Annotated in this window: 20 protein-coding genes, 3 pseudogenes and 2 riboswitches; of the genes and pseudogenes, 6 read left to right on the forward strand and 17 right to left on the reverse strand. The window is 39.5% G+C overall.

Features of this window, described 5'->3' with window-relative positions; genetic code table 11:
- Positions 1–32: 32 nt before the first annotated feature.
- Positions 33–1,178 carry a saccharopine dehydrogenase family protein gene (locus MLE14_RS11880; protein ID WP_243298595.1) on the reverse strand — a complete coding sequence of 382 codons (1,146 nt, stop codon included), beginning with the start codon at positions 1,176–1,178 and terminating at the stop codon, positions 33–35.
- A gap of 45 nt (positions 1,179–1,223) precedes the next feature.
- On the reverse strand, positions 1,224–1,913 hold the full coding sequence (locus MLE14_RS11885; RefSeq protein ID WP_390628754.1) for a transporter substrate-binding domain-containing protein: 690 nt from the start codon (positions 1,911–1,913) through the stop codon (positions 1,224–1,226).
- Positions 1,914–2,200: 287 nt separating this feature from the next.
- Here MLE14_RS11885 and MLE14_RS11890 point away from each other — a divergent pair, with 287 nt between their 5' ends.
- On the forward strand, positions 2,201–2,878 hold the full coding sequence (locus tag MLE14_RS11890; protein ID WP_243298597.1) for a GntR family transcriptional regulator: 678 nt from the start codon (positions 2,201–2,203) through the stop codon (positions 2,876–2,878).
- Positions 2,879–2,983: 105 nt separating this feature from the next.
- Here the strand turns inward: MLE14_RS11890 and purU are convergent, their stop codons facing one another.
- The 12 genes and pseudogenes from purU to MLE14_RS11950 all read right to left on the reverse strand — a co-directional run bounded on the left by purU (position 2,984) and on the right by MLE14_RS11950 (position 13,462).
- On the reverse strand, positions 2,984–3,883 hold the full coding sequence (gene purU, locus MLE14_RS11895; RefSeq protein ID WP_243298598.1) for a formyltetrahydrofolate deformylase: 900 nt from the start codon (positions 3,881–3,883) through the stop codon (positions 2,984–2,986).
- Positions 3,884–3,985: 102 nt separating this feature from the next.
- On the reverse strand, positions 3,986–4,753 hold the full coding sequence (locus MLE14_RS11900) for a TerC family protein (protein WP_243298634.1): 768 nt from the start codon (positions 4,751–4,753) through the stop codon (positions 3,986–3,988).
- A gap of 192 nt (positions 4,754–4,945) precedes the next feature.
- Positions 4,946–5,506 (reverse strand): YhcN/YlaJ family sporulation lipoprotein, encoded by a 561-nt coding sequence (locus tag MLE14_RS11905; protein WP_243298635.1) that lies wholly within the window; start codon positions 5,504–5,506, stop codon positions 4,946–4,948.
- Between the two features lie 211 nt (positions 5,507–5,717).
- Positions 5,718–6,917, reverse strand: a complete 1,200-nt coding sequence (locus tag MLE14_RS11910) for a M20 family metallopeptidase (protein ID WP_243298599.1) — start codon at positions 6,915–6,917, stop codon at positions 5,718–5,720.
- 12 nt (positions 6,918–6,929) lie between these two features.
- A complete protein-coding gene (locus tag MLE14_RS11915; RefSeq protein ID WP_243298600.1) occupies positions 6,930–7,805 on the reverse strand; it encodes a MetQ/NlpA family ABC transporter substrate-binding protein in 876 nt (291 codons plus the stop codon).
- 49 nt (positions 7,806–7,854) lie between these two features.
- On the reverse strand, positions 7,855–8,517 hold the full coding sequence (locus MLE14_RS11920) for a methionine ABC transporter permease (protein WP_243298601.1): 663 nt from the start codon (positions 8,515–8,517) through the stop codon (positions 7,855–7,857).
- The gene (locus MLE14_RS11925; protein WP_243298602.1) at positions 8,517–9,533 is read right to left on the reverse strand and encodes a methionine ABC transporter ATP-binding protein; all 1,017 of its coding nucleotides are present in this window, start codon (positions 9,531–9,533) and stop codon (positions 8,517–8,519) included. The genes MLE14_RS11920 and MLE14_RS11925 overlap by 1 nt, the downstream gene beginning before the upstream one ends.
- A gap of 119 nt (positions 9,534–9,652) precedes the next feature.
- Positions 9,653–9,762: riboswitch (SAM riboswitch) on the reverse strand.
- 130 nt (positions 9,763–9,892) lie between these two features.
- Positions 9,893–10,000, reverse strand: a riboswitch (SAM riboswitch).
- 55 nt (positions 10,001–10,055) lie between these two features.
- Positions 10,056–10,553 carry a methylated-DNA--[protein]-cysteine S-methyltransferase gene (locus MLE14_RS11930; RefSeq protein ID WP_243298603.1) on the reverse strand — a complete coding sequence of 166 codons (498 nt, stop codon included), beginning with the start codon at positions 10,551–10,553 and terminating at the stop codon, positions 10,056–10,058.
- Entirely contained in the window at positions 10,537–11,454 is a 918-nt protein-coding gene (locus MLE14_RS11935; protein ID WP_243298604.1) for a DNA-3-methyladenine glycosylase family protein, read from the reverse strand. The genes MLE14_RS11930 and MLE14_RS11935 overlap by 17 nt, the downstream gene beginning before the upstream one ends.
- Positions 11,454–12,026: a bifunctional transcriptional activator/DNA repair enzyme AdaA gene (locus tag MLE14_RS11940; RefSeq protein ID WP_243298605.1), complete on the reverse strand. Its 573-nt coding sequence runs from the start codon at positions 12,024–12,026 to the stop codon at positions 11,454–11,456. Before MLE14_RS11940 ends, MLE14_RS11935 begins: the two co-directional genes overlap by 1 nt.
- A gap of 158 nt (positions 12,027–12,184) precedes the next feature.
- Positions 12,185–12,502: pseudogene (locus MLE14_RS11945) on the reverse strand (isocitrate lyase/phosphoenolpyruvate mutase family protein); the annotation flags it as partial.
- 180 nt (positions 12,503–12,682) lie between these two features.
- On the reverse strand, positions 12,683–13,462 hold the full coding sequence (locus MLE14_RS11950) for an MBL fold metallo-hydrolase (RefSeq protein ID WP_243298606.1): 780 nt from the start codon (positions 13,460–13,462) through the stop codon (positions 12,683–12,685).
- A gap of 229 nt (positions 13,463–13,691) precedes the next feature.
- Here MLE14_RS11950 and MLE14_RS11955 point away from each other — a divergent pair, with 229 nt between their 5' ends.
- Positions 13,692–14,597 carry an NAD-dependent epimerase/dehydratase family protein gene (locus tag MLE14_RS11955; RefSeq protein WP_243298607.1) on the forward strand — a complete coding sequence of 302 codons (906 nt, stop codon included), beginning with the start codon at positions 13,692–13,694 and terminating at the stop codon, positions 14,595–14,597.
- Positions 14,598–14,814: 217 nt separating this feature from the next.
- Positions 14,815–15,471 (forward strand): type 1 glutamine amidotransferase domain-containing protein, encoded by a 657-nt coding sequence (locus tag MLE14_RS11960; protein ID WP_243298608.1) that lies wholly within the window; start codon positions 14,815–14,817, stop codon positions 15,469–15,471.
- A 550-nt stretch (positions 15,472–16,021) separates the two neighbouring features.
- Here the strand turns inward: MLE14_RS11960 and MLE14_RS11965 are convergent.
- A complete protein-coding gene (locus tag MLE14_RS11965; protein ID WP_243298609.1) occupies positions 16,022–16,384 on the reverse strand; it encodes a winged helix-turn-helix transcriptional regulator in 363 nt (120 codons plus the stop codon).
- Between the two features lie 197 nt (positions 16,385–16,581).
- On the opposite strand from MLE14_RS11965, the gene MLE14_RS11970 reads away from it, so the two are divergent.
- Both MLE14_RS11970 and MLE14_RS11975 read left to right on the forward strand, forming a co-directional pair.
- Positions 16,582–17,778, forward strand: a complete 1,197-nt coding sequence (locus MLE14_RS11970) for an MFS transporter (protein WP_243298610.1) — start codon at positions 16,582–16,584, stop codon at positions 17,776–17,778.
- 58 nt (positions 17,779–17,836) lie between these two features.
- On the forward strand, positions 17,837–18,679 hold the full coding sequence (locus MLE14_RS11975) for an aldo/keto reductase (RefSeq protein WP_243298611.1): 843 nt from the start codon (positions 17,837–17,839) through the stop codon (positions 18,677–18,679).
- Between the two features lie 293 nt (positions 18,680–18,972).
- Here MLE14_RS11975 and MLE14_RS11980 read toward each other — a convergent pair.
- A pseudogene (locus tag MLE14_RS11980) lies at positions 18,973–19,272 on the reverse strand (multicopper oxidase domain-containing protein); the annotation flags it as partial.
- On the opposite strand from MLE14_RS11980, the pseudogene MLE14_RS11985 reads away from it, so the two are divergent.
- A pseudogene (locus MLE14_RS11985) lies at positions 19,273–19,521 on the forward strand (sensor histidine kinase); the annotation flags it as partial.
- Positions 19,522–20,376: 855 nt separating this feature from the next.
- Here the strand turns inward: MLE14_RS11985 and MLE14_RS11990 are convergent.
- Positions 20,377–21,675: an MFS transporter gene (locus tag MLE14_RS11990; RefSeq protein WP_243298612.1), complete on the reverse strand. Its 1,299-nt coding sequence runs from the start codon at positions 21,673–21,675 to the stop codon at positions 20,377–20,379.
- Positions 21,676–21,905 lie beyond the last annotated feature (230 nt).

A 21,905-nucleotide genomic window follows, 5' to 3' on the forward strand; every position in this document is an offset into this window, starting at 1 on the left:
TTCAGATTGATAGTTTTACTTAAACCATTTTGTTATGTCATAGAATACTGAATCTGAATACCCTTTCCTTCTAACTCTTTTATAAATCCATTAAACCGGTTCCCGACGATAATCTCCTCAACCGGTACTACACCCGTTTCCGGTACTGTTCCGTTAAGAATCCAATTAGCCATTAGCATAGCCGGAATGGCCGTTGTTTTCGCCATAGAGGTGATCCCTCGTTCATGATCATAAAAATCTACCATTTCCCAGGTATGAGTAACTTTTCTTCCATTCTTTTTACCTTTAACGATGACTCTTACCACTGTAATATCTTCATGTGATTTCCCTCGTAATTGGGGTTCCAGTATTTTGGCTGTAAAATGTCTTGGGCTTATCTGGAATCCTTCTAACTCTATTACATTCTCATCTAAAAAACCAAGCTCAGAAAGAACAGACATCTTGCTCCAATGCCCTGAGTAGCGAACTGTTTTTTCATATAACTTTTTCACTTTGTCTTTCAATGTGTAGGCAGTGCTATGTGCGTCCGTAATGACAGCCTCACATTCGCCAACCGGTTCCGGAAATGTTATTTTTTCTAAACCGGATAATGGCGGCAGACTGATAATTTCGCCATTTTCAGCGGCTAAGGCTGGTCTTGTATAAAGCCCCAATACACTTTCTAATCGAAATACGATTTGATACCAAAGTGGCGGTAATGGATATCTTGGAATGCCGCCACATACCATCACGGCCTCATCAGCCTCATCTAATAGCTCTATTCCCTGAGCAGCTAGAAAGTTGGTGATGCCTGGAGCCACTCCGCAACCTGGGACAATAATAATACCTGCCTCTTTAGCCTTTTTCTCAAGCTTTTTCTTCTCATTAAATTGGGATCCGACTAAATCAACAAGATGACACTTGGCATCGATAGCCGCATTTATTGCCGGCAGGCTTAAAGCATGCGGCAAACAAGCGATGGCCACATCAGCATCTTTAATCACTTCATAAATATCCTTTTGATTTTGTAATCTTGCTACCTTACCACATACTTTTGAATTAGCAGAAATATCTACACACCGGTCCACACTTTCCTTTATTCCGTCTACAGCCGTAACTTTACTTACATGTGAATAGGCAGCAATTTCTCTTACAACCGTTGTGCCAATCATTCCTGTGCCTAAAACAACTACATGCATAATATTTTGTCCCTCCCCTAGCAGATAGATAGATTCAGTGAATCATTATTCTTTAATCAGCGGTTCTGAATCAAACCATTTTTTATAGATTTCCGTATACGTTCCATCTTCTTTCATCTTTTTTAATTCCTCATTGATTTTTTGTACAAAGTCTTTATTTCCTTTTTTAACAGCCATTCCAATTTCATCTTTATTTAAGATGTCGCTGACTATTTTTACAGGAAGATTTTCTTCTTTAATGTTATGGCTCATTAAAAGCTGATCATTAATGATGACGTCAAGCCTGCCATTAATCAGATCTTGCAGATAGTCATTGACAGATTGGTAGAGGTTCACATTAGCACCCTCAACACTTCTGGCTACCTCTTCAAAGGTGGTTCCGCCGCCAACTCCGACTTTTTTTCCTTTTATATCTTCTAAAACAGAAATATCATTTGTATCCTCACGAGTTATCAGCACTGATCCTGTAACAACATATGGATCCGTAAAATCCACACTTTTTTTCCGTTCTTCTGTTACAGTCATTTGGGCAATAATGATGTCAAATTTATCTGCTTTAAGGCCGCCGATAAGGCTATCCCACTTTGTTGCAACAAACTCAGTTTTAACGCCCAGCCTTTTAGCCAACTCATTTGCAATATCAACATCGAAGCCAGCATATTCATTGTCCTCACCCAAATAATTAAATGGACGGTAAGTCCCTTCAAAACCAACCCTTAAAACCTCGGTTTCCATAACTCTTTCAAGAGTACTTTTTTCGTAGTTTCTACTTGTTGCTTCACCTGATCCGCATGCTGTAACCACTACTAGCAAGAGTAAACCTGCAATACTTAAATAAAAGCCTTTCATTTGATTTACCTCCTTTTTTGATAGCGCTTACAATAAATCGAATACTTCCTCTGTGGTACAATATTGTAGTACAATTATATGTAGTTTATTACTGAATATTACGAATTATAAATAGATTCATGAAATTAATTCGATCTTTTGATAATAACTATGATCTTAAAGGGGGCCCATTTATGAAAGAAAAGCAATCCATAAAGGTGCATGTCTATAAGACATTAAGAGAAGCTATTTTGTCCAGGAAACTCCCTCCTGGAAAACAAATTATTGAAAATGTAATATCCAGCAAACTGAACGTGAGCAGAACACCAATAAGAAGCGCAATTATTCAGCTTGCAACGGAGGGACTAGTTGAAATCGTACCAAACAAAGGAGCCTTTGTTATTAATCCAACTTTAGACGAAATTCTTCAAGCCTATGATTTGAGAAAAGAACTGGAAATTATGGCAGTTGAACTGTCACTGAATCACTTAAAAGAAAGTAATCTTAAAGAAATGGAGAAAATTATCAAAAAAGAAAAAGAAGCACTGTATAAAAAGGATATGGAAAACTACGTAAAGGCAAATCAACATTTTCATATGGCACTAGCTAGCCAATGCGGGAACAAATTTTTAATAGAATTTATAGATAAACTTATTAATCAAACATCTATCTACCTCATTTTGTTTGATGTCTTCTTTGAAGAACAGTCACCGCAGCCATATGGATATAAAGAGCATCTTGAAATTATTGATTTGATCAGACAAAACGATCGCAAAAAAGTAAAAAATGCCTTAGCCAAACACTTTGATAATGCCATTAAAAGCTTAAACATTAAATCTGATTATAGTGATTTAGATAGAATATTTGAATGAAACAGAGGGACGGTTCTTGTGTTTCTTAATTGAAACACAAGAACCGTCCCCATGTTTATGTGATTTACCGGCAACGTTAATGGTTTCTATTATAAAAATTATCTATTAGAAAACAATTGTCTTGTTTTGATGAACAATAATCCGGTCTTCAATATGCCATTTCACAGCTCTTGCCAGTACGCTTCGTTCAATAGAAGCCCCCTTTTTCTTCAGTCTTTCGACATTATCGCGGTGATCAACTCGTGCGATATCCTGTTCAATAATCGGCCCTTCATCCAGATCATTGGTCACATAGTGAGAGGTGGCTCCGATTAACTTAACTCCCCTGTCGTAGGCCCGCTCATATGGTCTCGCTCCGACAAAGGCCGGCAGGAATGAATGGTGGATATTAATAATTTTATTCGGATGAGCTCCCACAAATTCCGGTGTTAGAATTTGCATATATCGGGCTAATACAATCACATCAATGTTATACTCTTTTAGCAGCTGCAGTTGCTTTTCTTCCACTTGCTTTCGGATATCTTTATTAGCCGGAATAAAATAAAACGGGATATCAAGCCCCTCCACATCAGCTCTCGCGTCTTCATGATTGCTGATGACAAGAGCTATCTCAGCCATTAGATCCCCGCTTTGCCATTCCCATAAAAGCTCCCGTAAACAGTGTAATTGTTTCGACACAAAAATCGCGATTCTTTTGACTTGATGTACATGAATGAGGTTCCATTCCATCGAAAACTTCTCAGCAACTTCAATAAACTCCTCTTTCATCTGTTTCCCTTTTTCTATAAGGGAAGGGCATTCAAATTCTATGCGTAAGAAAAAGATTCCGCCTTCCGGATTGGTTGAATACTGACTGGATTCAATGATATTGGCATCATGTAAAAACAAAAACTTGGAGATCGCTGCCACGATACCTGGTTGGTCCGGGCAGCTGACTAAAAGGCGTCCGCGATTCTGGTTGCGTTCTTGAAATAGTTCCAGTTTTTCCTTGATTGATTTGTTCATTATAATAACCTCTTATCTTTGATGAACAACATTATACATCATTTAACAGGAATGTTAACAACCTTCGGGAGGCCATCTATTACACTCATGATGAAGATAAAGTTAATGCGAAAACTTCTCCCTATTCAATTGGCGAATAATATGGATTATAAAGGTGATTATAAAGGATACGACCATAAAAGAAATAAAAAAGCGATTAGAAACATTTATATCAACGAGTGATGCTCCCATCTTTAAAGCAATAAACATAATCAAAACGTAAGCTGTTGTCTCGAGTTCCGGCACTTTATTCATCAGGACGATAAAAAAGGTAGCGACGCCGCGCATAAAAAGAATTCCTATCATTCCTCCAAGTAAAATGATCCAAACTTCATTCGAAACGGCCAAGGCTGTCAAAATACTGTCGATGGAAAAGGCTACATCTAACAGCTCCACGTAAATCACCGTTGTCCAAAAAACACCGAAGATTTTTACTAGACCCCGTTTTGGACGCTGGGCAGGCTCCCCATTACTTTCATCTTGTTTTTCCTCTTTATTTGTAAAAAATGCATAAGACAGCCATAGTAAATAGGTGGCACCAATCAGCTTGATAAACCACAATTTGATTAGTACAGTTCCCAGACCAATAAAAATAAAGCGGAAGATATAGGCTCCCCAAAGCCCATAGAGTAAGGCTTTCTTTTGTTGATATTCAGGCAGCGGTTTTACAAATGTAGATAAGACTAAAGCATTATCAGCTGATAACATACATTCCATTACAGCTAATGATAAAATCAGTCCCCATGCTTCTGCAGAAGTCAGAACCTCTGCCCACATATGCCAATCAAAGATAGAAGCATAGGTTGACAAAATTTGTTCCATCATCTTTATCATTTCTCCTTTGTTGTACAAACTATAGCCTTACCTAACTGTTATTTCACTTCCTACCTATTTATTACGAAAATTTAAATGAAAATAAAAAGGATGAAATCATATACAGATTTCACCCAGATGCAGTACTTTTGGAAATAATTCAGAACACAAATAAATACCCTCAAAATTTGAGGGCATTAAACATAAAAATTAACTTTCGGTTGGAAATACCCGGCGAATCGTTTGATTAAATTCATCAAATAATCCTTCTATTGGTTCACCTTCTCCAATTCTTCTTCCATAGTCTGTCATACGATCAACAAAATCCGGATTGGAAGATACATATACATTTTGAATATTACGATCGGCTTTTCTCACTTGATCAGCAATTCTGTTCTTAATCCGATCTGTCACTTCTCCTTCTGTATCGCCGTTTAAAACAACAGCTACATAGGCATTTCGATCTGTAACAATCACGTTTGCTGTTCTTACTTCCTCCAGTTGAGCTACCCGATCAGCTGCCCGGTCAGCTACTTCCATTTGGTTGTTATTGGCTCCGGCCTGATTATTAATATTATTATTATCTCCAGTCAGGTTATTATTATTATTCTGGTTTCGATCACCAAGAATATTAACGTCATTACCCTGTATGTAGCCCACATTTCTGACCCCATTGTTGTCCCCATTATCCATCGCCTGGTCATCTTGGTTTATGCCACAGCCTGAAAGTAATGTAATGAGTAAAATGGCGAAAGCCAAATACTTAAACATTTTCACTTCGTTCACTCCTTAAAATTGTTTATTTTTAACATGAGTAAACAGGTTATAAAATATGTATTTCTTTTTAAATTTTGGAAAAATGGACTTAAAATTTTATGAACGCCGGTTCCGTTATTTGTAATAAAAAGGGAAATTCCAGAATGTGCAGGAAAAAATGTGCGAAAAAAAGCTGAAACGACCTTACATCGTTTCAGCTTTTTCATTACTTTTTAGCAGCTAAAGCCCTTTGAAATTCTTCTTTTATTTGCTGAAGTAGTTCTGTGTCGGTTAATAAGCGGTATCCAGTTGCCGCAAGTGCTTTGGCTCCTGTAATAAGGGCATGATCGCCTTGTTCTGATTTCGCCGCTTCCCGGAATTCAACCGTATGACCTACAAGGTCATCTGGACCAATTTTGATATATCCATGTGCAGTTGGAACTTCATAACTGACATTGCCTGCATCAGTAGAGCCCTTGCCTTTTCGTTTTTCAGTATGCACCACTTCACCAAGAGCCTCAAGTTCTGCCCCTAAAGCTTCATCTAACACACGATTCAAAACGAAATCCTTGACTTCATTTTGGAATCGTTCGATTTTGACAGTTGCGCCTGTAGCAAGTGCAGCCCCTTCGGCGATACGGCGGACTTTATCTGACGTTTCCACCGTTTTACTCCATGTTTCAGCACGAATGAAAAAGCGAGCGGATGCGTATTCCGGAATAATATTCGGAGCATCACCACCGTGCGTAATAATTCCATGAATCCGCACATCGGATGGCAGCTGCTGACGAAGTGCATTAATGCCATTAAAAAGCTGAATAACCGCATCTAATGCATTAATTCCTTCTTCAGGAGCACCAGACGCATGGGCAGGCTTCCCATAAAAATGAAAGTCGAGCGGATCAACAGCTAGAGATTCACCGGTTAAAGCTGTTTTTCCGCTTGGGTGTAGCATAAGGGCTACATCAACATCTTTCAAAAACCCATGTTTGACAAAGCTTCCTTTCGCACTGCCGTTTGGTCCGCCTTCTTCTGCAGGAGTCCCGAGGACAACAACACGCCCGCCCGTTTCTGGGAGTAATTCGGCTAACGCAATTCCGGCAGCCACACTGGTAGTGCCGATAATATTATGACCGCATGCATGACCAATCCCAGGAAGTGCATCATACTCGGCAAGGTAGGCCACTGTCGGACCCTCTTTACCGCTATCCTTTACGGCATAAAAGGAAGTTTCATGTCCCGCAACAGCGGTTTTCACCTCAAAACCGGCATTTCTTAAGGTTTCCACATGACGGCTGCTTGCATAAAATTCCTGATTTCCGATTTCAGGTCTTTCATGGATATCGTGACTGATTTGAATATATAAATCTTTGTTTTGATCTACAGATTGAAATAGGACATCTTTCACGTTTTGAACAAGGCTCATTTCGGATTCCCCCTATTTATTTTGTTCTTTTAAATCCTCAAACACTTTTTCGATTTCTTCCTGTGATAATTTGACAAGGTAAGAACCGCCATTGGTATCGTCTAAAATGGCCTGTTCAATGTCTTCTTCCTGGTATAACTCAACAATTCGTTTATACACTTCGTTATCTTTATCTTCAGCTCTTGCTGCAATCAGGTTGACATATGGGTAAATATTCACGTCATCCCCGGATTCCTTAAAGATTGGGTCTTCAGCTGGCGAAAACCCTGCCTGGCCTGCAATCCCGTTATTAATAATAGACGCAGCAACATCTGGCAATACACGCGGTGTTTGTTGAGCTTGCATTGGGATAATTTCAAGATTTAATGGGTTTTCAGCAATTTTACTTGGGTCTCCAAATAAACCAAAATCATCTGTAAGTGTAATTAAACCAGCACTTTCAAGCAGACGAAGTGCACGTGCCTGGTTAGACGGATCATCTGGAATCGCGATTTTATCGCCTTCTTTAATTTCAGAAACATCCTTAATCTTCTCTGAATAGATACCTAGCGGTGCAAACACAGTGGAACCAATTGGTACAAGATCTTCGCCGCTTTCATTTACATATTGAGCCAAGAAGGAAAAGTGCTGGAATGCATTCAAATCTACTTCTCCTTGTGCAAGAGCATTGTTTGGCAATGTGTAGTCCTGAAATTCAATTAATTCAATTTCAATTCCTTCTTTAGCTGCTTTTTCTTTTAGAATTGGCCATTGGGCTCCATCAGAGCCGTTCACTCCAATTTTGACTTTGACTGTTTCTCCGTCGGCATTGCTCGCATCACTGCTGCCACAAGCAGAAAGAAGGGCAACAGTTAAAATAGTGAAACATAAAATCCATAGTTTTTTCATTGTTTCTGTTCTCCTTTATGTTTAAAAATTTGTGTATGGTAAAACATTTCTAGCGTCTCATGATTTTTCTTGAAAGCGTATTGCCCAGCCACTGAGCGAGCTGCACCATCACGATTAAGATAATGACGGTCACAACCATCACGCTCGTATCAAAACGCTGGTAGCCATAAGTCATGGCAACATGGCCAAGTCCTCCGCCTCCGACTGTTCCGGCAACTGCCGAGAAGTCAATCAGACTCACTGATACAAATGTTAGCCCTAGAACGAGCGGACCCAGAGCTTCTGGAATCAAAACGGTGAAAATAATCTTAAACGGACTTGCTCCCATTGCTTGTGCCGCTTCAATCACACCTGGGTCAATACTTACCAGGTTATTCTCAACAACCCGGGCAATCGTGAAGCTTGCGACAATCGTCATTGGGAAAATCGCTGCCATCGTTCCAATGGTGGTTCCCATTACAAATCTCGTAAGTGGTGAAATGGCTACTAAAAAGATGATAAATGGAACGGGCCGAATAATATTGATAATGACATTCAAAATTTGATAAACGAATTTGTTTTCTAAAATATTATTTTTTCTTGTTACAAAGATTAATAGGCCCATAGTGATGCCAATTATGGAACCAAACAATAAAGTCAATGCAACCATAAGCAATGTTTCACCGGTAGATTCGACAATGCGCGGCCAAAATGTCGTCCAATCCACATTCATTATTTGGTCACCTCCTCTATTTCCACAATTGTTCTAAGCTCATTTAGGACATTTTGAACCGAATCCGGATGACCAATAAATGAGACTATTAAATTCCCAATCAACTTTTCCTGTAATTCCTTCACGGAGCCGTATACGATATTAAAATCAACTCCGTGTTTCCTGGAAACGGTTGAGAGAACCGGATCATTCGCTACTCCGCCTTTAAAAATGACTCTGTACAAGGTTCCCCCGCCGTTTCCGTGCCACTCATTTAAAAGTGTTTCGGAAGGCATATCCTGCTGAACGGAACGGATGAACCGCTGCGTTGTCTTATGCTGCGGATTGGTGAATATGTCGAATACCTCACCCGATTCAATCACTTCCCCATTCTCCATAACCGCCACTTTGTCACAAATCGATTGAATCACATGCATTTCGTGAGTAATCAATAAAATCGTAATCCCTAATTCACGGTTTACTTTTTTTAATAAACGTAAGATGTCTGCTGTTGTCTCAGGATCGAGAGCTGAAGTTGCTTCATCACAAATCAGGATATCGGGCGAAGTCGCAAGTGCCCGCGCAATTCCTACACGCTGCTTTTGTCCGCCTGACAATTGATCGGGGTAATCCTTTGCTTTATCGCTTAATCCCACGAAACTCAATAATTCTGCCACCCGTTCATTGATTTCCTTTTTAGAAGCACCAGCCAGCTTCATCGGGTACGCAATATTACCGGCAACGGTACGGGAATTGAATAAGTTAAAGTTTTGAAAGATCATACCGATATTGCGGCGGCGCGTTCGCAAATCCTTTGGCGATAATTTGCTTACGTCAATGCCTTGGATCCATACAGATCCAGAGGTCGGTCTTTCCAGCATGTTCACCAAACGGAGGAGTGTGCTTTTTCCTGCACCGCTAAAGCCAATAATTCCGAATATTTCTCCTTCCTCAATCGTAAGCGAAACATTCTTGACTGCGTGTACCTCCCGCTTTCCAAGACTGAATGTCTTGGATACATTTTTGAATTCAATCATGTTGAAGACCTCCCTTGAAAACTAAAAACTAGGCTAAAATGAGTCTGGTTTTTAACAAAAAATCCTTCTTTCTCTTGGAAGACAAGAAAAAGAAGGATTCTATTAAAGAAACCATCTCCTTCTCATCTTCCAAATGTCACAACATTTGCGGGAATTGGCACAGTATTCTACATTAGAATCCGCTGCCGAGACTTCATCGGGCCCGTCCCTCGATCTCTCTTGATAAGAAAGCGGTTAAAGCTATTTAGTTTGCAATGTGATAGCCATTCATAGCTGTTTTAGAAGGAATATTTATCTAACGAAAAATCCCTCCTTTTCCGACAAGAAAAAGAGGGATTCTATGTAAAGAAACCATCTCCTTCTCATCTTCCAAATGTCGCAACATTTGCAGGAATTGGCACAGTATTCATTACGAATCTGCTGCCGAGATGTCATCGGGCCTGTCCCTCGATCTCTCTTGATAAGAAAGTGGTTATTGCTATTCATTTTGTTAAAAACAATAAGCTAATAATAGATTCAAAATCATGAAAAGTCAATAGTCTTTTTTGAGGAAAAATTTTCGTGGCGAAGCAGCCATTCTTTTCTCCACAACCCGCCTGCGTATCCTGTTAATGTCCCATTTGAACCGATAATACGGTGACATGGTATCACAATACTCAGCTTATTTCTTCCATTGGCACTGCCAACTGCTCGAATAGCTTTTTCATTGCCAATTGAAACGGCAATATCCTTATAGGACCCTGTCTCACCGTACTGGATTTTTGTTAAAGCCGACCAAACTGATTTTTGAAAATCTGTCCCTTCCATCCGATAGGGGAATGAAAATTCACGGCGGGTTCCTTTAAAATATTCATCCAGCTGATGATAACAATCTGCCAGTACTCTAGGCGTACTTTCATTTATTTTATTTTCAGCGGTTTCGGCATCGGAAAATAGAATCGAGATAACGGCATTTTCAGTTCCGGTTATTTCTATTACACCAATCGGTGACTCGTAGTCGATTTTACTTATTTGACTCATATAGGGACCTCCATAGATAAAAGGTAGCATAGGCACGCCAATTTTCCCAGTTGGCTGCTATAACATTTATTTCCTCAATAGCTGGTTTTTGTTTAAGTCCTAATTGCAGTTTTAATGCCTGATGAAGACCGGCATCGGCAATTGGAAAAGCATCCGGAATTTGCAGGCATTTCATCATAACATAATCGGCCGTCCAGGCACCTACTCCTCTTATCGCCATTAAAGATTTTTTGATAGGCTGGTACTCTTTTTGCTGGAGCAGGCTTGCTTTGGTCAGCTTGCCATTTGCCATGGCTCTAGCAACTCCAATTATATATTCGGCTTTTCTTCTCGTAAATTGGAGCCCCCTTAACTCTTCAACCCGGATTTGTGCAATTTTTTCATAGCTTGGATAAAGCCAATACGTATCACCTTCGAAGGTTAGGCTCTCTCCAAATTGTTCCACAAACCGTTTTTTCAATGTATAGGCAAATCCTAAATTGATTTGCTGACCGATAATGGCCCAGGTTAACGCTTCGAACAGATCAGGTATTCCAATAACTCGTAAGCCTTTATATTTTGCAATTAAACTTTGCAACATCTCATCTTTACTTGCTGCCTGGTAAAAACCATTGAGGTCCTGATCGAAATCAAACCATTCCCATATATACTCTGCTATTTCCTCATAGGTGTTTGAAGATGGAAACTGAATTGGGAACTCTATCAAAATCGAAGGTGAAGAACCGGAAATTTTTAATAAAATCGTTTCATCTTTGATTTTTAATAGTTTATATACAGATCCAGCTTTAATTTGGTGAAGAACTTCTTGGCTGGATCGTCCCAAAAACACGAGACATTCTTTAAAATCGAACTCCTTTGGAGGTAAAATCTCCAAATAGGATTCATGCCTCTTCCATTTCATCACCGCAACTCCTTTTCTTGAAGGGCACGGTATTCACTGGGTGAGCATTTTTTCAATCGGCGAAATGCTTTATAAAAATTTGAAGGGCTTTGAAACCCGACATCATAGCAAATTTCAAGATTCGTCCAATTCGTTCTTTTAAGAAGATGCGCTGCTTTATCCACTCTTATTTTTTCCAAATAGGTACGGGGAGTTTCTGCCGTTTCCTGCTTGAACACACGCTCTAGATAAAATGCGCTAACACCCACATGATTCGCTATATCTTGCAGTACCAGCTTTTGTTTATAAGACTTCAGCAAAAAGGCTATGACATTTTTCACGAGTCCGACCTGAGGGGAATGTTCGACTTCCGGCTGACATCTTTTGCATGGGCGATAACCTGCTTTTTCAACTTCCTGGATATCAAAGTAAAATTCAACATTTACTTTTTTCGGCTTTCGTGATCTGCACGATGGCCTGCAGTATATTTTTGTGGTTTTTACTGCCGTAAAAAAAAGCCCATCATAATTTGGATCACAAGCTATTATTTTTTCCCACATTTCATCAAATGAAAGATTAATTTGATCAGCCATTATAATCACCTGCCCTTTTAACTCAATTCTCATATAAAAAAGAAGTATCCTTTACCTCTATTAATCGAGCCGCATTCTTTTCCAAAAACGCAATGACCTGATCAGACAATGCATTTCCAAAGCTTAAACGTCTTACCCTAATTCTTTTAACTCATTACAGCGACCCCGACGTCTGCGGACCGTAATACATTCTCAACAATCGTCTCGGCATCTTCGCCATATCCTGCTTCAATATCTACGGATACCGGTATTTTTACATGTTCGGTAATGATTTTAATGATTCCTAAATGTCTTTCGAAGTCTATTAATTCTCCATCTTTATATCCAAGCGAATTAGCGATTCCCCAGCTTGTTGTTCCAATTGCTTTAAATCCTGCCTTCTCAAGAATCAAGGCAGATAGAAGATCCCAGGCATTTCCTAAAAATAAGATTTCCTGTGATGAATGCAGCTCATTGAATTCCCGAATTTTTGACATTGCAAAATCCTCCAATTGTTCGTGGTATACCGATTTTAGCAATTCAGCTGCATTCATTTCGTCCTCAATCTTGCTCTTATGGTCTGTATAAAAAATAAAAGTGAGTTGAGAAGCTTTTATCTGCACCTCATTTAAATAGTTTTGCTTAGATATTCTCTCCGCATAATCCTTACATTTTCTTTATGACTCTTTTACAGTAAATGCCGATAGAAAACGGAATTCACCTTCCAGCTTTTTAATTAAAACCTCATTCCCAGTTATAACCGCTGTTTTTAAACGCTCTAGATAGTCTGTAGCCATCGTTATTCTTCTTTCCATCTCATCATGACTTTTGGTGTACTGACCGTGTCCGGGGACTAGAATATTAATTTTGTAATCATCAATTATTTTCTTTGCTTTTTGCAGAGTTTGTTTATATGCTTTTGCACTATGATCAATAAATGGCAATTCAAAATCTGAAAGATAATCACCTGTCAAAAATAGTCCGAGTGAGTTTACGATTGTAAATAATCCATCTTCTGTATGACCGGGAGCTTTATAAAAGGTTAGGGTAGTCGAACCTATCGTAACCTCTTGTCCATCATGGTCGATGACGATATCAATTTTCGGAAACTCTACTTTATAATCACGGGTTATATAATAATTGGCGTCAAAGTCATGAATAGCTTGAATTATAGCCTCTTTTTTCGGGTGGTTTAACAGTTCTATGCTTCCAATCGTCTTTGCTCCTGGAAATGCATGATATCCAATAATGTGGTCATAATCACTATGTGTAAACAAAATATAACATGCTTTATTTGCTTGAATCGATTTCACATAGGATTGTATTTCATGAATTTCGTTAGGAAGCCATGTGGGGTCAACGATTAATATAAAATCCTCTAAGTTAATGACTGTAGAGGTCGTTTGAAATAAAGCACTTTGGAAAATCGTAACAGACTCGTCGGTATATTGAATCATAAAGTTGCTCTCCTTTTTTATCCTTTTTACAAATGGTTGTTTACTTTTGATCATATAACCGTTATGTGTATTTGCCTACTGAAGTACATATTGTTAATTTGACTACCAATCAATAATGCCCATTATTTTCCACCCATCCTCCTGCTATAAATGATAAACTGCGGGAAAATCTAAAATGAATAGTTTAACTTGCTTAGTTTAGAAAAATATGAAAAAGGAGCGGCTATGCGTGAAAATAGTGGTAACAGGAGCAGCAGGAAAAATCGGTCGATGGACCGTAAGAACTCTTTTAGAAGCAGGTCATGAGGTGATCGCAACAGATAAAAAATTAAGAGAGGAATCTGCTTCGAAAAGCTTTATTCAAGCTGAATTGCGTGATTATGGACAGGTCTGTCAGCTATTAAATGGTTGTGATGCAGTGGTCCACCTCGGGAATATTCCTACTGATGTAAGGAACACACCCCAGGCCATTTTTGAAAATAATATGCTCGTCAATTTTAATATCCTCGAGGCTTGCAAGGATTTTAAAATCTCTAAGGTTGTATGGGCATCCAGTGAAACGGTATTGGGATATCCTTTTGTAGAAGATCAGCTTAGTTACTTCCCTCTCGATGAAGAACATCCAACTACCATAAAATCCACCTACGCGATGGCAAAGATATTAACGGAGCACCTTTCTGAATTGTATCACAATCTTACGGATGGACAGATCGTTGCCCTTCGCTTTGCCAATATTTATGAGCCAGATGAATATGAAAAAATTCCAGCCATGCATTGGAATGATCAGCAAAAGGATATTCAACGGAAAAATGCCTGGGCTTATTGCGATGTTAGGGATGCAGCGATGGCGTGTCTTCTTGCCATTGAAAAGGATAATTTGGGGTATCAAATATTCCATATAACAGCCCCAGATACGATTATGCCGGATCTCAGTCAGGACTTGGTAAATAAGTATTTCCCAAAGATACCTTTAAAAAGGCCGATAAACGGTCATGAAACCCTCATGGCAATAGATAAGGCCCGCCAAATTCTTGGGTATGAACCCCGTTATTCATGGCGCACTGCTCTCAATAACGATGGCTCTCTTAAGGCACTGCCCCCCGATCAACTGGCATTAACAAATAAGGAAATATGAAACAGGGGGACGGTTCTTTTGTTTCATTTATAAGAACTAACCTCTTTTACATAGCAGGGTCAGACCCATTTTAGTTAAGCCATTGGATTGTTCACCTTAAGATACAGTCCATCACCAGCCGACCAGCTGGCATTGCAAGATAGGAAATATAAAAATTGTTTAGCCCGCACTACCCCATAAAAAAATGATACTTTAAATTTCTTGGAGGCATATTGTGATGACAAAAAAAGTTTTAATAGTTGTAACAAATCATACCACGATTACAGACGATCATAAAACGGGTCTTTGGTTAGAGGAGTTTGCAGTACCTTATTTAGTTTTTAAAGAAAAGGGCTATGATGTCAAAGTGACAAGTATATCTGGCGGAGAAGTTGCGTTAGATCCAAATAGTATCGAAGAGAAACCAGAATGGAAAGAAGCTGAAGCAGAATTAAAAAATACAGAAAAACTAACAAAAGAGCATGCAATTGGATATGATGCTGTATTCTTGCCTGGCGGTCATGGCACTATGTTTGATTTTCCAAATAGCGAAACACTACAATATGTTTTGCAGCAATTTGCGGAAGCAAACAGAGTGATTGGCGCTGTCTGTCATGGTCCGGCCGGTCTTGTCAATGTAACTTATAACGATGGCACTCCTTTCGTGAAAGGAAAAAAAGTAACAGCCTTTACTGACGATGAAGAAAGAGAAATGCAGCTAGATATACATATGCCTTTCTTATTAGAGTCAAAGCTTCGTGAAAAGGGTGCTATCTTTGAAGGCAAAGAAAAATGGACAGATCATTCGATAAGAGACGGAAACTTGGTAACCGGACAAAATCCTCAATCGAGTAAAAGTACGGCGGAAAAGGTCGTAGAAGCTTTAGAAGGATAGGTTTAAAAAATCGGTGCCTGCCTCCCCGCGTACTAAGCGATTACTTCACTGGGGAGCAGGCACCTATTATTTTTCTCGCATCACAATCCCGTTACGGACGAACGGATCTTGAAAATCAATAAAATGAGCAAATCCTTTATCCCGAATCTCTTTTACTCTAGCACCAGCGGAAGTCAAATTTTCAACTAACTTCTGAACATTTGATTATATGTATAAACATTTACAATACTCCATTAGATGATCCCTCAGGGCTTGGTGCAGTTGTATTTTTCTGCTTTATTGTCATGGGATTTTTTATTTTAGTTGGCTCTTTGATAGAATATGGGGTATATCGGTGTAAAAAATGATTAAATAAAATGGCCTGATTCCCAGTATTGATGTGTGGGGGTCAGGCCAAAGTTATGTAAGCCATATCAAGTGTTTGCATGGTATTAGCTATCCTGACATTTTGGATATCACCGCGGATATATTTTTACATTTTAAGTTAAAAAAGTGACTGACGCGAATCAGTCACTTAGATTTTATTCAAAGCTTACACTAACTCATTTCATTATTTTGTTAAAACGTTCTCTTCCAAGACAGCAAATTTATCTCCATATACTTTGGTAATATGGTTTTCTCCCCATGAACAGAGAGCATCTAAAATGCTTTTCAAGCTCCACCCATACTCACTTAGCTCATACTCCACTTTGGGCGGAACCTGATTATAAACAATTCTGTTAATAACTCCGTCTTCCTCTAGTTCACGTAATTGTTGGGTTAACATTTTTTGCGTAATATCTGGCATGAGCCGTTTTAATTCACTTGTTCGTTTTTTTCCATGTGTCAGGTGGCACAGAATTACAACTTTCCACTTTCCTCCAATGACTTCCAAAGTTGCTTCTACAGCTATATTGTATTTCTTTTTCTTCAAATTGATCTCCTCCAACTATATAGGTACTAAAAAGTGCCTATGGTACTTCGAAGTATCTATATTACTTTAAAGTACGTACTTCTCATAATCTCTCATATATCCCATAATAGCATTTGCCGGCTCAAATATATAGTGTGGATTGATTACTAGATTAAGTTCATTTATACAATTACACCATTTATTAGGAGGAGAAATACATGCCTTTAGAAAAAAAGCCAAGTACATTAGCACTGCTTGCTTTGGCAGTAAGTGCATTTGCTATTGGAACTACAGAATTTATTAGTGTTGGGCTATTGCCTCTAATCGCAGAGGATTTACAAATATCTGTTACAGCAGCCGGTTTAACCGTTTCTTTATACGCGTTAGGTGTTACATTTGGAGCACCGATTCTGACATCACTTACCTCAACGATATCACGTAAAGCTTTACTGCTTTGGATTATGGTTGTTTTTATCATTGGGAATAGTATCGCAGCGGCAGCTTTCAGTATTGAGATTTTACTAGCAGCACGTGTCATTTCTGCATTTTCACATGGTGTTTTCATGTCAATCGGCTCAACTATTGCTGCAGATTTAGTACCAGAAAATCGACGGGCTAGTGCGATTTCGATTATGTTTACCGGACTTACTGTCGCTACTGTAACTGGGGTTCCATTCGGAACATTTATAGGTCAGCAATTTGGCTGGAGAATTGCTTTTCTTGTCATTGTAGCTGTCGGTTTAATTGCATTAATCGCCAATAGTGTCCTTGTTCCATCTGATCTTCGCAAAGGAAATCAAACAACATTTCGGGATCAATTTAAAATAGTTACAAACGGCCGTTTACTCTTACTTTTTATCATTACGGCGTTAGGCTATGGCGGAACATTTGTGGTCTTTACCTTTTTATCACCATTACTGCAGAATATTACAGGATTTAAACCAGGAACTGTTGCGGTGATTTTGCTGCTATACGGTATTGCGATTGCGGTTGGCAACATGATAGGCGGAAAGCTGTCCAACCAAAATCCAATAAAGGCATTATTCTATATGTTTATCGTACAAGCCATAGTCCTATTTATCTTGTTCTTTACGGTACCATTTAAACTTGCCGGATTGATTACTATCTTCCTAATGGGGCTTATGGCCTTTATGAATGTGCCGGGATTACAGGTTTATGTAGTCATGTTAGCAGAACGTTTTGTGCCGGCGGCTGTAGATGTTGCATCAGCCATTAATATTGCAGCGTTCAACGCAGGAATTGCAATCGGATCCTATTTGGGCGGTATCATTACAGACTCTATTGGACTCATTCATACTACCTGGGCAGGAGGGCTAATGGTGCTTATTGCCGTCATATTAACAGGCTGGAGCAGAAATCTTGAAAAAAGAAAAATAAAGGAGGTGAATGATTAACAAACAAACAAGTGCAGATTAACTTTCTTCTTAAAACAACAATTGGAGGTTTATTGATATGATAAAAAGCTTACAAGATACAACTACTTTGCATAATGGTGTTAAAATGCCACTGCTTGGTATCGGCGTATTTAAAGTTGAACAAGGTCCGGAATTAGTTGAAGCAGTTAAAATTGCCATTAAACATGGGTATCGCAGTATTGATACAGCCGCGATTTATGAAAATGAAGAAGGTGTTGGCCAGGCTATCCGTAAGGGGCTAAGTGAAGCAGGGATCATTAGAGAAGACCTATTTGTCACATCCAAGGTGTGGAACTCCGATTTAGGGTACGACTCTACCATTCAAGCGTATGAAACAAGCTTAAAGAAACTAGGTCTTGATTATTTGGATTTATACCTGATTCACTGGCCAGTAAAAGGTAAATACAAAGAAGCTTGGCGAGCTTTAGAGACTCTTTATAAGGAAGGCAAAGTAAAAGCTATTGGTGTAAGTAATTTTCAAATCCATCACCTTGAAGACTTAATGAAGGATGCAGAGATTAAACCTATGGTTAATCAAGTAGAATACCATCCTCGCTTAACTCAGAAAGAAGTCCATTCCTTTTGCCAGGAGAATGGCATTCAGCTAGAAGCTTGGTCGCCTTTAATGCAGGGTCAGCTATTGGATCACCCGGTACTGAAAGAAATAGCAAATACCTATAATAAAACCATTGCGCAAATTATTATAAGATGGGATCTGCAAAACGGAGTTGTAACCATTCCAAAATCTACGAAAGCACATCGAATTGTGGAGAACGCTTCTGTCTTTGATTTTGAACTGACGAAAGAAGACATGATGCGAATTGATCAACTAAATCAAAATCTTCGGGTAGGACCCGACCCTGACAACTTTGACTTCTAATCACACGGATAAAAATAAAGGTGATTTTTATGGGATGATATCCTGTGGAATAGCAACCTACCGAGAGATTGTCCAGCTGAAAAAATTATATATATATAGATCCATTTGCAGATCAAGAAGGCAATCCTGTCTTTGCTCTCAGGATATAGACGGTATCTGGGTAGTCCTTTATATAGATCAAAGTGCAGTCGGTCAATAAGTAAAGAAACTTTTCATTTTGTTATGAACTGCTAATAGCTGCCCTCCAAAAGTTTTATAACTTTGTTGGAGGGCAGTTAAATTTGTAACGTGCATCACTCTGGCAAATTTCCTGATCTCTCCCCTACCTCATAGGAAGGAAGTACATTGTCATACATCAGATGCAAGATCATACCTGTCGCCGCATGGTCGAGGTTATGACAGTGGTCCATCCACATGCCGGGATTATCTGCGATAAATACTACTTCATACGTTTCCCCTGGAAGAACGTTTAACGTATCTGTCAGCCATGGCGTCTCTACTTTTTTACCGTTCTTCTTTAATACGGTCATATGATGCCCGTGAAGATGCATGGGGTGTTCACCAAGACTTCTGTTTACAAAGGTTGTCTTTACCAACAAAAACCCTATGCCCGAATCACAATTAAAGATAACGGAATCGGGATCTCTAAAGAGGTTCTGCCCCATATTTTTAACCGCTTTTACAGGGCAGACCATTCACGGACACGCCCGAATGGCGGAACCGGTCTCGGCCTCGCTATTGCAAAGCAAAACATAGCCGTACATCATGGATTGATTGAAGTAGAAAGTAAAGAAGGTCAAGGCACATCGTTCACAGTCTATCTGCCAATTGAACCGGTTTAATTCAAAAAGGGATTTTCGGTAAATAGCCCTCCATGCCTAGTTGCAGCACCAGCAGATGAATGAAAATTGGTTAGTTTCAGCCCCGGTTGGACCTATTTTCAGGGTAACGGAATGAGGATCCATTAAATGAGTTTGGCGGATCCTCATTCCGTTATTAGAACGAAAACCTGTACTTCAGGGGCTGATGCGGATTCTGATTCCGCTATTCGCAAAAAATCAATCAAATTTGAGAGAAAAATAGGCAAATAACGGAACCAGGAACCGAAACCATGCTCCGAACAAAGATTTTTGAATAAATAGCGGAATGAGGATTCATTAAATAAGTCTGGCGGATCCTCATTCCGTTATTAGTACCTGCACTTCAGGGGCTGAAGCGGATTCTGATTCCGCTATTCGTACAAATTCAATCAAATTTGAGAGAAAAATAGGCAAATAACGGAACCAGGAACCGAAACCATGCTCCGAACAAAGATTTTTGAATAAATAGCGGAATGAGGATTCATTAAATAAGTCTGGCGGATCCTCATTCCGTTATTCGAACGAAAACCTGCACTTCAGGGACTGAAGCGGATTCTGATTCCGCTATTCGTACAAAATCAATCAAATTTGAGAGAAAAATAGGCAAATAACGGAACCAGGAACCGAAACCATGCTCCGAACAAAGATTTTTGAATAAATAGCGGAATGAGGATCCATTAAATAAGTTTGACGGCTAAAAAAGGATTAATTTTCAGGGTAGCGAATCGTGTGTCCTATAAAATCATCAAAGCAGGGTTTTTACTAAAATAAAAGATCTTCTGTCCTCTTAAATAGCAATTAAACTTTATAACTGCGAAATTTGAGCTTTTAATGGCTTTATTTTGCAGTTCTCCTAAACCCCATGACACCTAGGATCAACAACAAGGCAAAGATCCCCCCTGCCAGTGAAAGTGTAAAATAGCTGGACTGAGCGACTACAATACCTGATATAGCCCCTCCAGTTGCCCCTGACAAAGCAACTAACACATCTACCGACCCTTGCGTTTTCGCACGTGTAGAAGCAGTCGTTGCATCCACGAGCATGGCTGTCCCGCTGATCAATCCGAAATTCCAGCCGAGTCCCAATAAGGCGAGAGCTATTGTTATATACAGGATAGAAGAAGTAGGTGCCAATGCAGCTAGTGCTCCAGCAGCTAGTAAAGTAATACCTGAGGCAACCGCCATTGCGTTCCGTCCGAGTTTATCGACCAGGACACCTGTGACAAGAGATGGCAGATACATACATGCAACATGAATCCCTATTATTAATCCAACCTCGCGCAGCCCATGCCCATGGTGCCCTATATGAACCGGTGTCATGGTCATAATCGCTACCATTACAATTTGGGTCGTAACCATTAATGTCGCTGCTTTCACGATTCCTCGTTTATTTTCGGCTAAAGTTTCGATCCCTATTTCCGATTGATTGCTATTATTGTTCTTTCTGGCCGCAATTGCATCCGCAATAATAAGAGGGTCTGGGCGAAGAAAAAGCAATAACACCGAACCCGCCAGGATGAAGGCGGTTGCTGCAAGAATAAATGGACCAGCCAGAGCAGGTATTCCTATTGATAAAGCGAATTCTCCCATTGGCTCAACTAGGTTAGGACCAGCAACCGCTCCGAAAGTAGTAGATACCAACGCAATACTCACCGCCTTTGCACGTTGCGTCGGATTCGCTAAGTCCGTCCCGGCATAGCGTGCTTGCAGATTTGTAGCTGAACCTGCCCCATAAATAAAAAGTGAGACAAATAGCAGGAAGATATTAGTAGTAACTGCTGAAAAGATAACTCCAATAGCACCTATTCCCCCTGTTAAAAAACCAGCAGCCAATCCTGCCCGACGTCCAAAGCGCTGAGAGAGGCGCCCTACAATAAAGGCTGCCCCTGCTGATCCTAGTGTAAAGAGCGCAGTAGGTACTCCCGCATAACCACTAGAACCTAACATATCCTGTGCCAATAGAGCTCCCACGGTAATTCCCGCCGCGAGACCAGCTCCTCCAAAAATTTGAGAAAGGACCACAATCAGTAAAGTACGTTTATATAATTTCTCCTGCTTCTCCGTGTTATCTATGTAACTGTCAATCCAATCAACGTTCCTGCTTAATGCCGCAGCCTGATCCAGTTTCTGTGCCATCTCCCTACACCCCGCCTATTCCCATTAAACTAATAAATCTTCAGTTGTAACCAGTATAATCTATAATAAGAGGGAAAAGTTCTAATAATTTACAAAATAAATAAGGCCAGCCCCCAGCATTCCAAAACGTTGCTTGACAATATGTTTATATCTTAAGACGGGAAGCCATTAGTTTTACTATTCTATTGAAATCATTTGCAGGCAAAACTATAATAACAAGGAATTATTTC

Source organism: Bacillus litorisediminis, assembly GCF_022808645.1.
In the GTDB taxonomy this organism is placed as follows: Bacteria; Bacillota; Bacilli; order Bacillales; family JC228; genus Bacillus_BF; species Bacillus_BF litorisediminis.

What these genes read in the sequence shown, in the direction of transcription:
- MLE14_RS11880 (WP_243298595.1), bottom strand. Translation starts at nt 1,178, where the DNA reads ATGCATGTAGTTGTTTTAGGCACAGGAATGATTGGCACAACGGTTGTA.
- MLE14_RS11885 (WP_390628754.1), bottom strand. Translation starts at nt 1,913, where the DNA reads ATGGAAACCGAGGTTTTAAGGGTTGGTTTTGAAGGGACTTACCGTCCA.
- MLE14_RS11890 (WP_243298597.1), top strand. Translation starts at nt 2,201, where the DNA reads ATGAAAGAAAAGCAATCCATAAAGGTGCATGTCTATAAGACATTAAGA.
- purU (WP_243298598.1), bottom strand. Translation starts at nt 3,883, where the DNA reads ATGAACAAATCAATCAAGGAAAAACTGGAACTATTTCAAGAACGCAAC.
- MLE14_RS11905 (WP_243298635.1), bottom strand. Translation starts at nt 5,506, where the DNA reads ATGTTTAAGTATTTGGCTTTCGCCATTTTACTCATTACATTACTTTCA.
- MLE14_RS11910 (WP_243298599.1), bottom strand. Translation starts at nt 6,917, where the DNA reads ATGAGCCTTGTTCAAAACGTGAAAGATGTCCTATTTCAATCTGTAGAT.
- MLE14_RS11915 (WP_243298600.1), bottom strand. Translation starts at nt 7,805, where the DNA reads ATGAAAAAACTATGGATTTTATGTTTCACTATTTTAACTGTTGCCCTT.
- MLE14_RS11920 (WP_243298601.1), bottom strand. Translation starts at nt 8,517, where the DNA reads ATGAATGTGGATTGGACGACATTTTGGCCGCGCATTGTCGAATCTACC.
- MLE14_RS11925 (WP_243298602.1), bottom strand. Translation starts at nt 9,533, where the DNA reads ATGATTGAATTCAAAAATGTATCCAAGACATTCAGTCTTGGAAAGCGG.
- MLE14_RS11930 (WP_243298603.1), bottom strand. Translation starts at nt 10,553, where the DNA reads ATGAGTCAAATAAGTAAAATCGACTACGAGTCACCGATTGGTGTAATA.
- MLE14_RS11935 (WP_243298604.1), bottom strand. Translation starts at nt 11,454, where the DNA reads ATGAAATGGAAGAGGCATGAATCCTATTTGGAGATTTTACCTCCAAAG.
- MLE14_RS11940 (WP_243298605.1), bottom strand. Translation starts at nt 12,026, where the DNA reads ATGGCTGATCAAATTAATCTTTCATTTGATGAAATGTGGGAAAAAATA.
- MLE14_RS11950 (WP_243298606.1), bottom strand. Translation starts at nt 13,462, where the DNA reads ATGATTCAATATACCGACGAGTCTGTTACGATTTTCCAAAGTGCTTTA.
- MLE14_RS11960 (WP_243298608.1), top strand. Translation starts at nt 14,815, where the DNA reads ATGACAAAAAAAGTTTTAATAGTTGTAACAAATCATACCACGATTACA.
- MLE14_RS11970 (WP_243298610.1), top strand. Translation starts at nt 16,582, where the DNA reads ATGCCTTTAGAAAAAAAGCCAAGTACATTAGCACTGCTTGCTTTGGCA.
- MLE14_RS11975 (WP_243298611.1), top strand. Translation starts at nt 17,837, where the DNA reads ATGATAAAAAGCTTACAAGATACAACTACTTTGCATAATGGTGTTAAA.
- MLE14_RS11990 (WP_243298612.1), bottom strand. Translation starts at nt 21,675, where the DNA reads ATGGCACAGAAACTGGATCAGGCTGCGGCATTAAGCAGGAACGTTGAT.